The sequence below is a fragment of the Pseudomonas sp. CBS genome (assembly GCF_024734645.1).
GTDB lineage: Bacteria > Pseudomonadota > Gammaproteobacteria > Pseudomonadales > Pseudomonadaceae > Aquipseudomonas.
The window spans coordinates 6,369,820-6,383,603 of the sequence record NZ_CP102929.1 but is presented as its reverse complement, the minus strand read 5'-3'; the positions used below and the strand labels follow the sequence as shown (position 1 = coordinate 6,383,603).

10 protein-coding genes are annotated in these 13,784 nt (G+C 57.8%); all 10 read right to left on the bottom strand.

Translation table 11 applies throughout. From position 1 onward, the window contains the following. Positions 1–242: 242 nt before the first annotated feature. Positions 243–1,556, bottom strand: a complete 1,314-nt coding sequence (locus tag NVB75_RS29085; RefSeq protein ID WP_258344481.1) for a Wzz/FepE/Etk N-terminal domain-containing protein — start codon at positions 1,554–1,556, stop codon at positions 243–245. 418 nt (positions 1,557–1,974) lie between these two features. Further along, positions 1,975–2,217: a LapA family protein gene (locus NVB75_RS29080; RefSeq protein WP_258344480.1), complete on the bottom strand. Its 243-nt coding sequence runs from the start codon at positions 2,215–2,217 to the stop codon at positions 1,975–1,977. A 24-nt stretch (positions 2,218–2,241) separates the two neighbouring features. Then, positions 2,242–2,538: an integration host factor subunit beta gene (gene ihfB / locus NVB75_RS29075; RefSeq protein ID WP_003218804.1), complete on the bottom strand. Its 297-nt coding sequence runs from the start codon at positions 2,536–2,538 to the stop codon at positions 2,242–2,244. A 339-nt stretch (positions 2,539–2,877) separates the two neighbouring features. Further along, positions 2,878–4,572, bottom strand: coding sequence for a 30S ribosomal protein S1 (gene rpsA / locus NVB75_RS29070; protein ID WP_003218806.1), 1,695 nt, complete (start codon positions 4,570–4,572; stop codon positions 2,878–2,880). A gap of 119 nt (positions 4,573–4,691) precedes the next feature. Beyond that, positions 4,692–5,381: a (d)CMP kinase gene (gene cmk, locus NVB75_RS29065; RefSeq protein WP_003172653.1), complete on the bottom strand. Its 690-nt coding sequence runs from the start codon at positions 5,379–5,381 to the stop codon at positions 4,692–4,694. Positions 5,382–5,383: 2 nt separating this feature from the next. Further along, the gene (locus NVB75_RS29060; protein WP_258348773.1) at positions 5,384–7,588 is read right to left on the bottom strand and encodes a bifunctional prephenate dehydrogenase/3-phosphoshikimate 1-carboxyvinyltransferase; all 2,205 of its coding nucleotides are present in this window, start codon (positions 7,586–7,588) and stop codon (positions 5,384–5,386) included. A gap of 28 nt (positions 7,589–7,616) precedes the next feature. Continuing rightward, positions 7,617–8,729 (bottom strand): histidinol-phosphate transaminase, encoded by a 1,113-nt coding sequence (hisC, locus tag NVB75_RS29055; RefSeq protein ID WP_258344479.1) that lies wholly within the window; start codon positions 8,727–8,729, stop codon positions 7,617–7,619. 9 nt (positions 8,730–8,738) lie between these two features. Continuing rightward, positions 8,739–9,833: a prephenate dehydratase gene (gene pheA, locus NVB75_RS29050; protein WP_017477317.1), complete on the bottom strand. Its 1,095-nt coding sequence runs from the start codon at positions 9,831–9,833 to the stop codon at positions 8,739–8,741. Continuing rightward, complete coding sequence (gene serC, locus NVB75_RS29045; protein WP_093200255.1) at positions 9,833–10,918, bottom strand: 3-phosphoserine/phosphohydroxythreonine transaminase; 1,086 nt, start codon at positions 10,916–10,918, stop codon at positions 9,833–9,835. Before serC ends, pheA begins: the two co-directional genes overlap by 1 nt. Before the next feature lie 111 nt (positions 10,919–11,029). Beyond that, entirely contained in the window at positions 11,030–13,693 is a 2,664-nt protein-coding gene (gene gyrA, locus NVB75_RS29040) for a DNA gyrase subunit A (RefSeq protein WP_017477315.1), read from the bottom strand. Positions 13,694–13,784: the final 91 nt, after the last annotated feature.

Genomic DNA, 13,784 nt, shown 5'->3' with positions numbered 1-13,784 from the left:
CCCGGAGCGTGCATCCCTCCTTCCTTTACGACCTTAGCTACAAGGATAAATTCAACAAGCACGCAATGTGTCTTCCATCAGGCAAGCATGGAAAAACTATTCATAGCGCCTCATGCTTGCCGTGCAAGGCTACCCAATTCCTGGCGCCACTTAACTTCGACCGAGGGGATGGAACGCAACTGAGACCACCCCACGCTCACAAAGGCCACTATTTCGCCACACCACCCGGACATGCGATGCCCTTACTGGACATGATCCAGCTCTAAAGACGGCGAATCATTGGGTTTCGAGCGATGAGAGCGCCTTAAAAAATAGGAAGCGACGGCAAAACCGACCCCTAAAAGCATCCCACAGAAAACACCGAGCACAATCACCAAAAACCGCTTGGGCTTAATTGGACTTGTGGGCTCCAAAGCCTGCCGATCGACACTTACAAGCTTGAGTCGATCCAAGTCGATATTCAAATTCTGCAACCGCGCCATTTCTGCGCGCAACGGCTGAACGCCATTGACAAACAGTTCTTCGCTTGCACGACTATTCAACAACTCGACTTCACGGTTTGAACGCAGCAATTGAAGATCTTTCGAAATTTGAGCTATCCGACCATCAGCGAAATCATCATTGGTCCGACGCTGTAAAGCAGCCCGTTCTGCAAGCAATGCCTGCGCCCCCATAAAATACAGAGGTACCTGCTGATTATTTATCTCAGTCTTCATCATATTCGCGTTCGGACGCTCCGCTTCCCCGAACAACGACGGCGTAGTGGGTTTATTAATACCCAGCGACCGCGCAATAGCGATTGCCTCATCGAGTTGGGAGATTCTATCTGCACGCAACGCTTTCAGCTGAGCCCGCAGGGCCCTGAGCTCGTCCTTTAATTGAGCACGTTTTAAATTATCATTTTCAAGCAAAGAAGCTATTCGGGCCTGCTTGTCGTTATCATAGCCAGCTCTTGCCGCACTCAACTTGCCTTTAATTTCATTCAGACGATTCTGAACGATAACACTCATATCCGAGGCAATTTTTCTTCGCTCGGTTTCAATGGCATAGTTAACAAAGCCGTTAAGTATCGAAACCCCATCGATGCCCGCCGGATAATTCAACTGAAGGGTAATCTCCGCACCAACAACTCCAGACTTTTGAGCGTCTGATCGAGTTAGAACAATTGAATTACGGTTAAACTCTTCAAAACTCTGCTCCAGCGTTCGCCCCGGACGAACGAATGCGTCAAACAGCTTTTGATTTTCTCTAAAAAAATTCAAACGCGTTTCATAGGACTCAAGTGAAGCACCAACCCCTATCAACGCTGCCTCCGGAGGCAGTTTATATACTTCGGATCGGTTAAGTGCATCCAGCTCGTTAAGTGCAGAAGGCCGCAATACACTATTCACCGAGTATTCAGGAGTCGCTAAAAAAGCATAGGCCGTCGCAAGCAATCCTACTCCGAGCGCGAGGCTCAAAATCAACTTTTTCTGCTGCCAGACGGATTGCACGAGCTCGACAATGTCGATTTCTTCGGACTGAGGTACCGGCGGAAAACGTAAGCTACTACTCACAACAAAAACCTGCCTTCAAAGAGAAACTGCGGGCTCGTTATGCAGACCAAATTGCGTATTTTTTTATTCTAATTAGATGACCGCCAAAAACCCGGCGTCTTTGCCAAATTTTTAGCTCACAAAATGCCCGTTATCGAGAACAGATGGCATTCTGTCACCTCTCCGACATATTACAAGTCTTGACATGACTGTAGGAGGTTTCCCTAACGCCTAGGGATCACCCTTATCAAGCCCATCCGGGAGGGGGGAACAGAAAGAAAATTCGAGCAAACAGACCAATATCGACAACTCTGCAACATTTACGGCGGCCCAGGACGCGCGCCTGTAGAAAACAAGACGTTAGTCGGAAAGCAGAATTATCTGACAGGCGGTCACTACACCCGCATACCGATCCCGGCGCGGGCGATGGATACGGTTTCTAGCTCCGCCTCACCGGAACGGGCTTAGGACGCCGAATACGCGTCAAAGCGCCCAAAAACGGCCCTATCAACATGCCAATAAATAGAGCAATCACGACAAACACCGACACCGGCATTTGCGCAGTGGACGAGCCAAAGAACGAAAGCGAAGTGCCCTGCTGGTTCTCAAGCACAAAAACCAGAACCACCAAAGCAACAACCAATACAACCACTACTGCCGCAACGCGCTTAACCCCACGCATAACCTTCTCCTACCCCAAAAACACTCAGACGCCTTCTTCCTCGTCTTCGTTCACCCGATCCCGCAATTCCTTGCCCGGCTTGAAGTGAGGCACGAACTTGCCATCGAGGCTAACGGATTGGCCAGTCTTCGGGTTACGCCCCACACGCGGCGCCCGGTAATGCAGCGAAAAGCTACCAAACCCACGAATCTCAATTCGATCACCGGTAGCCAGGCACTGTGACATCTGTTCAAGCATGGTCTTGATGGCCAGCTCGACATCTTTGGATGAGAGCAGCCCTTGATGGGTGACAATTCGTTCGATCAACTCCGACTTCGTCATATTTTTCCCTTCTTTTTCAAGCAGCTAGGAAAAGCGCTTCGAAGGTTTTAGCATGACCGGAGGAATTTGAACAGCCCATGTATTGACTTATATTCAAAGACTTGGGGTGTAACTCGAAGAGCGTTGGCATTGCGCACTACGACAGCCAGCTCTCGCTCAGCCTCGCTGGAGCCACTTCAGCGCATTCACTGTCAGATACAGCCTACGAGGTCGAATAGACTGCCAGCGAGACGACAGCGCCTCAGCCGCTTAACGCCAAGGCGACGTTTCGCACGACGCCAAATCCCAGGCACAAAAAAGGGCGACCGAAGTCGCCCTTTTTCTATGGTCTGACAGAACTTAGTTCTGTTTTTCCATTTGTGCACGCAGCAGGTCGCCCAGAGTGGTAGGACCAGCAGAAGGCTCAGAGGTCGCTGGCTTGTCGCGCAGGCTCTGGATGGCTTCTTTCTCTTCAGCATCGTCTTTCGACTTGATGGAGAGCTGGATTACGCGGCTCTTGCGGTCAACGCTGATGATCTTGGCTTCTACTTCTTCGCCTTCTTTCAGAACGTTGCGCGCGTCTTCAACGCGGTCACGGCTGATTTCGGAGGCTTTCAGAGTCGCTTCGATATCGTCGGCGAGAGTGATGATGGCGCCTTTAGCGTCAACTTCCTTCACGATGCCTTTAACGATTGCACCTTTGTCGTTCTCTTGAACGTACTCGGAGAACGGATCGCTTTCCAGTTGCTTGATACCCAGGGAGATGCGCTCGCGCTCTGGGTCAACCGACAGGATAACGGTGTCCAGCTCGTCGCCCTTCTTGAAACGACGAACAGCTTCTTCGCCAACTTCGTTCCAGGAGATGTCGGACAGGTGAACCAGGCCGTCGATGCCGCCGTCCAGACCAATGAAGATACCGAAATCGGTGATCGACTTGATGGTGCCGGAGATTTTATCGCCCTTGTTGAACTGGCCAGAGAAATCTTCCCATGGGTTAGATTTGCACTGCTTGATGCCGAGGGAGATACGACGACGCTCTTCGTCGATGTCCAGAACCATAACTTCCACTTCGTCGCCGACTTGTACGACTTTCGAAGGGTGGATGTTCTTGTTGGTCCAGTCCATTTCGGAAACGTGTACCAGGCCTTCCACGCCTTCTTCCAGCTCTGCAAAGCAGCCGTAGTCGGTCAGGTTGGTAACACGCGCGGTGACGCGGGTGCTTTCTGGGTAACGAGCCTTGATAGCGACCCATGGATCTTCGCCCAGCTGCTTCAAGCCCAGGGAGACACGGTTGCGCTCACGATCGTACTTCAGAACCTTGACATCGATCTCGTCGCCAACGTTGACGATTTCCGATGGATGCTTGATACGCTTCCAAGCCATGTCGGTAATGTGCAGCAGGCCATCGACGCCACCCAGATCGACGAATGCGCCGTAATCGGTGAGGTTCTTGACGATACCTTTGACTTGTTGGCCTTCCTGCAGGGATTCCAGCAGAGCTTCACGCTCGGCGGAGTTCTCTGCTTCCAGGACGCTGCGACGGGAAACGACAACGTTGTTGCGCTTCTGGTCGAGCTTGATGACCTTGAATTCGAGTTCTTTGCCTTCCAGGTGCGTGGTGTCGCGCACAGGACGAACGTCGACCAAAGAACCTGGCAGGAACGCACGGATGCCGTTAACGTCGACAGTGAAGCCGCCTTTAACCTTACCGTTGATAACGCCCTTGACCACTTCTTCAGCTGCGAAGGCTGCTTCGAGAACAATCCAGCATTCAGCGCGCTTGGCTTTTTCACGGGACAGCTTGGTTTCACCGAAACCGTCTTCAACCGAGTCCAGAGCAACGTGAACTTCGTCACCGACATTGATAGTCAGGTCACCAGCATCGTTGTAGAACTGTTCCAGCGGGATCAGAGCTTCAGACTTCAGACCAGCGTGAACGGTTACCCAGCGAGCTTGGTAATCGATATCAACGATAACACCGGTGATGATGGAGCCTGCCTGAAGGTTCAGGGTTTTTAGGCTTTCTTCAAAGAGTTCCGCAAAGCTTTCGCTCATTTTAATTCCTGTTGATAAGGGCGAAGAATACGCCCATCTCCACACCCCAGACGGTGTGGGTCAGTTTCAATTAAAAGAAGCACCACAGGACTATGACTGGTCCCCTGCGGCCTTCTTGGTCACCCGGCGATATCGCGAATGGCGATTTCACTCAAGATGCGTTCCAGCACCTGCTCGATGGACAACTCCGTGGAATCCAGCTGTATGGCGTCAGCCGCCGGCTTGAGCGGGGCTACCGCACGCTGGGTATCACGCTCGTCGCGTGCACGGATCTCATCTAGCAGACTCGACAGACTAACACCATCGACTTTGCCCTTCAACTGCAAGTAACGGCGGCGGGCCCGCTCCTCGGCACTGGCAGTCAGGAAAATCTTCAGCGGCGCTTCAGGAAACACCACCGTGCCCATGTCGCGGCCATCGGCCACCAGACCCGGCGGCTCCTGAAAAGCCCGCTGACGCTGCAGCAAAGCGTCGCGCACCGCCGGCAATGCGGCGACCTGGGAAGCCCAGGAACCGACCTGTTCGTTACGCAGGTCATCGGTCACATCGTCCCCTTCCAGGATGATGCGCTGAGGATGACCTTCCGTCGCCCCGACGAACTGCACGTCGAGGTGCGCAGCCAGCAGCTTCAGCGATTCTTCGTTGGTCAGGTCGACGCCATGGTTGCGTGCGGCAAAGGCCAGCAAGCGGTACAGCGCCCCGGAGTCCAGCAGGCACCAGCCCAGGCGCTTGGCCAGGATGCCGGCGATCGTGCCTTTGCCCGAGCCACTTGGCCCGTCGATGGTAATCACCGGTGCTTTGATATTCACAATTAAGCCTCTTGGGCAACACGAATGCCGACTTGGGCACACAGTGTAAGAAAATTCGGAAAAGACGTAGCCACGTTGGCACAGTCATGGATACGAATCGGCGCAGTCGCTCGCAGGGAGGCCACGCTGAAGGCCATGGCAATCCGGTGATCGCCATGGGCATGCACTTCACCACCGCCTATTACGCCACCGTCGATGATAATCCCATCAGGTGTCGGTTCACACTTCACGCCCAGGGCGAGCAGACCGTCGGCCATGACCTGGATCCGGTCGGACTCCTTGACCCGCAACTCCTGCGCCCCGCGCAATACCGTTCGGCCTTCGGCGCATGCCGCCGCCACGAACAGCACCGGAAATTCATCGATAGCCAGCGGAACCAAAGCCTCGGGAATCTCGATCCCCTTCAACGGCGCCGCGCGAACACGCAAATCAGCAACAGGCTCGCCACCCACTTCCCGCTGGTTTTCCAGGGTGATATCCGCGCCCATCAACCGCAGGATATCGATCACCCCGGTACGGGTCGGATTAATGCCCACATGCTCAAGCAAAAGCTCGGAGCCTTCGGCGATCGACGCCGCCACCAGGAAGAACGCCGAAGAGGAAATATCCCCGGGCACTTCGATATGGGTTGCGGTCAGCGCGTGACCGGACTCGACCGAAGCCGTAGCGCCCGCCACCTCCACCGGATAACCAAACCCACGCAACATCCGCTCGGTATGGTCACGGGTCGGCGCCGGTTCGGTAATCGAGGTTTTACCTTCGGCGTACAACCCAGCCAGCAACAGGCAGGATTTAACCTGAGCACTGGCCATCGGCAATGCGTAGGTCAGCCCCTTAAGTGCCTGGCCACCGCGAATGGTCAGCGGCGGGCGCCCTTCCGGCCCGGTCTCGATCACCGCGCCCATTTCGCGCAATGGCTTGGCCACGCGATTCATCGGACGCTTGGACAGCGAGGCATCACCCGTCAACACACTGTCAAAGCTCTGAGCCGCCAGCAAACCGGACAACAGCCGCATGGAGGTGCCGGAGTTGCCGAGATAGATCGGACCCGGCGCCGACTTCAACCCATGCAGACCAACCCCGTGAATGGTGACGCGCCCATGGTGCGGCCCCTCAATCACCACCCCCATGTCGCGAAACGCCTGCAAGGTCGCCAGGGCATCTTCCCCCTCCAGGAAACCCTCTACCTCGGTGACACCGTCCGCCAGAGAGCCGAGCATGATCGAGCGATGGGAGATCGATTTATCCCCAGGCATCCGAATCTGCCCGCTCAAGCGACCACCGGGACTGGCGAGAAACACCAGGTCATCCGCGCTTGCAGCCGCATCCATATAAGCCCGACGCGCCAGAATCTTGCTGAAATGCTCCCGCGCCACCCGCGCACGGGTGAACACGCCCAACAACTGATGCCCGTCGCCCGCATCCACTGCGTCGCGCAAGGCGTCGAGGTCGCTGCGGAAGGTATCCAGGGTACGCAGTACTGCATCGCGGTTAGCGAGGAAGATGTCGTGCCACATCACCGGGTCGCTACCGGCGATCCGGGTAAAATCACGGAAACCGCCGGCGGCGTAACGGAAAATCTCGAGGTTCTCGTTGCGCTTGGCCAACGAGTCCACCAGGCCAAACGCCAGCAAATGCGGCAGATGGCTGGTCGCCGCCAACACTTCATCGTGGCGCTCGACCTGCATATGCTCGACATCCGCCCCCAGCTCGCGCCAAAGCCGATCCACCACGGCCAATGCCGCAGGATCGGTTTCATCCAGCGGCGTCAGAATCACTTTATGACGACGGAACAGCTGCGCATTGGACGCCTCAACGCCGCTCTGCTCGGACCCGGCAATCGGATGCCCAGGCACAAACCGCGCAGGCATGCCACCAAAGGCCAACCGCGCCGCACGCACCACATTGCCCTTGGCACTGCCGACGTCGGTCAGGATCGCCTGACCCAGATCCATGCCGGCCAACAGCGCCAGCAACTTCTCCATGGCCAGGATCGGTACCGCCAACTGAATGACATCCGCACCCTGACAGGCAACGGCGAGGTCCGCCTCACAGCGATCCACCACGCCCAACTCCACCGCCAGCTTGCGCGACTGCGGGTCCAGGTCCACACCGACCACTTCGCCACACAGGCCGCTTTCCCGCAGGCCCTTGGCGAAGGAGCCGCCGATCAATCCCAGACCGACCACCACCAGGCGACCGATCATAGGCACAGCAGGTTGCAATGCAGTGACATCAACCACGAGCCAGAACCTTGGCCAGCGCCTCGAGGAAGCGGCTGTTTTCAGCAGGCAGACCGATGGTGATGCGCAGGTGGTTCGGCATGCCGTAATTGGCCACCGGACGCACGATCACGCCTTCACGCAACAGGCCCTGGAACACGGGAGCGGCCACTTGACCCAGGTCGACACAAATGAAGTTGCCCTTGGAGGGAATCCAGCCCAGGCCCAGCTCACGGAAGCCATCCTGCAACTGCAGCATGCCGCTTTCGTTGAGGCGACGACCTTCTTCCAGGTACTCAGCGTCCTGCACCGCGGCGCAAGCCGCCGCCAGCGCGAGGCTGTTGACGTTGAATGGCTGGCGAACGCGGTTCAGCACATCGGCCACCACCGGGGTGGACAGGCCATAGCCGACCCGCAGCGACGCCAGGCCGTAAGCCTTGGAGAACGTACGCGAGACCAGCAGGTTCGGATACGCCGCGAGGAAATCAAGGCCGTCCGGCAGGTCGCTGCCTTCGGCGTACTCGATGTAAGCCTCATCCAGCACCACCAGCACGTGCTCCGGCACGTCTTGCAGGAAGTTGTCCAGCACCTCGGCGCTGAACCAGGTACCGGTCGGGTTGTTCGGGTTGGCGATAAATACGACGCGGGTCTGCTCGTCGATGGCCGCCAGCATGGCCGGCAGGTCATGCCCCCAATCCTTCGCCGGAATCACGCGAGCTTCAGCGCCCACGGCCTGGGTCACGATCGGATAGACCGCAAACGCATGCTCGCTGAACACGGCGTTCAGGCCCGGCGCCAGATAGGCACGCCCGACCAGCTCCAGAATGTCGTTGGAGCCGTTACCCAAGGTCACCTGATTCAGCTCAACGCGGCATTTTTCCGCCAACAAGGACTTGAGCTCAAAACCATTCCCATCCGGATAACGCGTCAGCTCAGCCAGCGCGTCACGAATCGCAGCCAATACCTTGGGGCTTGGGCCCATCGGGTTTTCGTTACTGGCCAGCTTTACGATCTTCGACGGATCAAGGTTCAACTCACGCGCCAGCTCGTCCACAGGCTTGCCCGGAACGTAAGGCGACAGTTGTTGCACGCCCGGCTGCGCCAGGGCGAGGAAGTTGCCACTCATGTTAAAGCCTCACAAAACCGCTTTCGGGTAAGAGCCCAGCACCTTGAGTGCCACGGCTTCCTGACTGATTTTCTCGAGCACACCCTTGACCAGTGGGTCGCGGTGATGGCCGACGAAGTCGATAAAGAACACATAAGTCCATTTACCGCTGCGCGAAGGACGCGTCTCGATTCGCGTCAGGTCAATCCCGTTGTCGTGGAACGGCACCAGCAGCTCATGCAGCGCGCCAGGCTTGTTGCTCATGGAGACGATGATCGACGTCTTGTCGTCGCCGGTCGGCGGCACTTCCTGGCTGCCGATCATCAGGAAGCGCGTGGAGTTATCCGGGCGGTCCTCGATTTTCTCGGCCAGGCGCGTCAGGCCATACAGGCCAGCGGCCATATCACCGGCAATCGCCGCCGAGTTCCACTCACCCTTGACTCGCTTCGCCGCTTCGGCATTGCTGGACACCGCCACGCGCTCCACATTCGGGTAGTGCGCGTCCAGCCACTTGCGGCACTGGGCCAGGGACTGGGCGTGGGAATAGATGCGGCTGATGCTGTCGGTCTTGGTGCTTTCGCCCACCAACAGGTGGTGGTGGATACGCAGCTCAACTTCGCCGCAGATCACCATGTCGTGCTCAAGGAAACTGTCGAGGGTGTGGTTGACGGCACCTTCGGTGGAGTTTTCCACCGGCACCACGCCAAAATTCACCGCCCCGGCGGCCACTTCACGGAACACTTCGTCAATCGCAGCCATCGGCTTGCTGATCACCGCGTGGCCAAAGTGCTTCATCGCCGCGGCCTGGGTGAAGGTGCCTTCAGGACCCAGGTAAGCCACTTTCAGCGGCTGTTCCAGCGCCAGGCACGAAGACATGATTTCACGGAACAACCGCGCCATCTCTTCGTTGCCCAACGGGCCCTTGTTGCGTTCCATCACGCGCTTGAGCACCTGGGCTTCACGCTCCGGCCGGTAGAACACCGGCACTTCGCCTTCAGCCAGGGACGCCATTTTCACCCGTGCAACTTCCTGGGCGCACCGTGCGCGCTCACTGATCAGCTCCAGGACTTTCTCGTCCAGGCTATCAATGCGTACGCGCAGGGCCTTGAGTTCTTGCTCAGACATTAGCCGTGTTCCTTTTCGAACTCTGCCATGTAAGCCACCAGCGCCTTGACGGCGTGGATATCGACAGCGTTATAGATGGAGGCGCGCATGCCACCTACCGAACGGTGGCCCTTGAGGTTCAACAGGCCGCGCTCGTCGGCGCCGGCCAGGAATGGCTTGTCCAGGCGGTCGTCAGCCAGACGGAATGGCACGTTCATCCACGAGCGATCGGTCAGGTTGATCGGGTTGCTGTACAGGCCACTACTGTCGATGAAGTCGTACAAGGTACGTTTCTTCTCTTCGTTGAGCTTGCCCATGGCAGCCACACCGCCCTGCTCTTTCAGCCATTCGAACACCAGGCCCGACAGGTACCAGGCGAAGGCCGGTGGGGTGTTGTACATCGAGCCGTTATCGGCCGCGACCTTGTAGTTGAGCATGGTCGGGCACAGCGAGCGCGCACGCCCCAGCAGGTCTTCACGGATGATGTTGACCAGGATGCCGCTCGGGCCGATGTTCTTCTGTGCACCGGCGTAGATCATGCCGTACTTGGACACATCGATAGGACGCGAAAGGATGTCCGACGACATGTCGCATACCAGCGGAACATCACCCACTTCCGGCACCCAGTCGAATTCCAGGCCGCCAATGGTTTCGTTCGCTACGTAGTGAACGTAGGCCGCATCCTTCGACAGCTTCCATTCGTTCTGACCAGGAATGGCGAAGTAGTCGTAAGGCTTGGCAGTGCCCGCCACATTGACGTGACCGTAACGGGACGCCTCTTCAATAGCCTTCTGCCCCCAGATACCGGTATCGATATAGTCGGCAGTGCCACTTTCCGGCAGCAGGTTCAGCGGGATCTGAGCAAACTGCTGGCTCGCGCCACCCTGCAGGAACAACACTTTGTAGTCAGACGGGATGTCCAGCAAGTCGCGCATATCCTGCTCGGCCTTGGTGGCAATGGACACGAACTCATCGCTGCGATGGCTCATTTCCATCACGGAGAGGCCTTTTCCATGCCAGTCGAGGAGTTCACCCTGCGCACGCTGCAGGACTGCTTCAGGAAGCGCCGCGGGACCGGCACAGAAGTTATAGGCTCTCTTGCTCACATCCAATCTCACTCTGATCTGGTGGGGTGGTGCAATAATTCGGGGTTTCAACATTTTCAAAAGGGACAAACAACAAGGGGGCGAATCTTCATCCGCCCCCTGTGTGTCCGCTTATTCCTGCGGTTCTTCTTCGTCTGCGGCAGCGTCGAGTGTTGGCTCGTCGACGCCGTCATCGGCATCGCCGATCACTTGCCCCTCGAGTGCAATCCCCTCTTCACCTTCCAGCTCTTCGCCTTCCACTTCCGATGGCTCCTGGACACGTTCGAGGCCGACCAGTTTTTCGTCCTTGGCCAGCTTGATCAAGGTCACGCCCTGGGTGTTACGCCCCAGGCTCGACACTTCATCAACCCGGGTACGCACCAGGGTGCCCTGGTCGGAGATCAGCATGATTTCCTCGCCGTCGAGCACCTGGACCGCGCCGACCAGACGGCCATTGCGGTCGTTGCTGACCATGGCAATAACGCCCTGGCCACCACGTTTGTACTCCGGGAACTCGCTGATAGCGGTGCGCTTGCCATAACCACGTTCGGAAGCAGTGAGGATCTCGCTGCCTTCTTCCGGGATCAGCATCGAAATCAGCTTCTGCCCTTCCGGCAGACGCATGCCGCGCACACCGCGGGCAGTACGGCCCATGGCGCGAACGTCGGATTCCTTGAAGCGCGTGACCTTGCCGCCGTCAGAGAACAGCATGACTTCACGCTCGCCGTCGGTGATGGCTGCGCTGATCAACACGTCGCCTTCGTCCAGTTCGAGGGCGATCAGGCCCACACTGCGTTGACGGCTGAAGGATTCCAGCGGGGTCTTCTTCACGGTGCCTTTCGCAGTGGCCATGAAGATGAAGTGACCTTCGGTGTACTCGTCCACCGGCAGCATGGTGGTGATGTATTCATCACTGTCCAGCGGCAGCAGGTTGACCAACGGACGACCACGGGCGGCGCGGGACGCTTCCGGGATTTCGTAGGTTTTCAGCCAGTACACCTTGCCCTTGCTGGAGAACAGCAGCAGCGTGGTGTGGCTGTTGGCGACCAGCAGGTGAGCGATGTAGTCCTCATCCTTGACGCCGGTAGCCGATTTGCCTTTACCGCCACGACGCTGGGCCTGGTACGCAGCCAACGGCTGGGTCTTGGCATAGCCACCGTGGGAGATGGTCACGACGCGATCTTCTTCCGGGATCATGTCACCCAGGGTCAGGTCGAGACGGGCATCGAGAATCTCGGTGCGGCGCACGTCGCCGTATTCGGCGCGGATCACTTCCAGTTCTTCGCGGATCACTTCCATCAGGCGCACGGCGCTGTTAAGGATGCGGATCAGCTCGCCGATCTGGTTGAGAATCTCCTGGTACTCGGCCAGCAGTTTCTCGTGTTCCAGGCCGGTCAGACGGTGCAGACGCAGTTCCAGGATGGCCTGGGCCTGTTCCGGGGACAGAAAATACTTGCCGTCGCGCAGGCCGTATTGTGGGTCCAGAGTCTCCGGACGGCACGAATCGGCACCGGCACGCTCAACCATCGCCACTACGGCGCTGGATTCCCACGGCATCTTGATCAGGGCTTCTTTAGCTTCCGACGGGGTCGGCGAGGCCTTGATCAGGGCGATGACCGGGTCGATGTTCGACAACGCAACCGCCTGGCCTTCCAGGATGTGGCCGCGCTCACGGGCCTTGCGCAGTTCGAACACGGTACGGCGGGTCACCACTTCGCGGCGGTGACGTACGAAGGCTTCCAGCAGATCCTTGAGGTTCAGGATGCGCGGGCGGCCGTCGATCAGCGCTACCACGTTGATACCGAATACGCTTTGCAGCTGGGTCTGGGCGTAGAGGTTGTTGAGGATCACCTCAGGCACTTCGCCACGACGCAGCTCGATCACCACGCGCATACCGTCTTTGTCAGACTCGTCGCGCAGTTCGGTGATGCCTTCCAGTTTCTTCTCTTTAACCAGCTCGGCGATCTTCTCGATCAGACGCGCCTTGTTCAACTGGTAAGGCAGTTCGGTGATGACGATCTGCTGACGGCCACCGACCTTGTCGATGTCTTCGATGATCGAGCGGGCGCGCATGTAAATGCGGCCACGACCGGTACGGTAGGCTTCGATGATGCCGGCACGACCGTTGATGATCGCGGCAGTCGGGAAGTCCGGGCCGGGGATGTACTGCATCAGCTCATCGACGGTCAGCTCGGGGTTGTCGATGAGGGCCAGGCAACCGTCGATCACTTCACCGAGGTTGTGTGGCGGGATGTTGGTGGCCATGCCCACGGCGATACCGCTGGAGCCGTTGACCAACAGGTTGGGAATACGGGTCGGCATGACCGCCGGGATCATTTCGGTGCCGTCGTAGTTCGGCACCCAGTCCACGGTTTCTTTGTGCAGGTCAGCCAGCAGCTCGTGCGCCAGCTTGGTCATGCGCACTTCGGTGTATCGCATGGCCGCAGCGTTGTCGCCGTCGACCGAACCGAAGTTGCCCTGGCCGTCTACCAGCAGGTAGCGCAGGGAAAACGGCTGGGCCATCCGAACGATGGTGTCGTACACCGCAGTGTCGCCGTGAGGGTGATACTTACCGATCACGTCACCGACAACACGGGCAGATTTCTTGTACGGCTTGTTCCAGTCGTTACCCAGCTCGCTCATCGCGAACAGCACACGCCTGTGCACGGGCTTCAAGCCATCGCGCGCATCAGGCAGTGCCCGACCGACAATTACGCTCATCGCGTAGTCGAGGTAGGACTGTTTCAGCTCGTCTTCGATATTGACCGGGAGGATTTCTTTGGCCAGTTCGCCCATGAGAAGCCTGATTCCTTTTTCGGGTGAAACCTCGTCACATCCTATGGGACGAACGAAGCTCGCCGCTGCTGGCATGATGCCTGGCAACGAC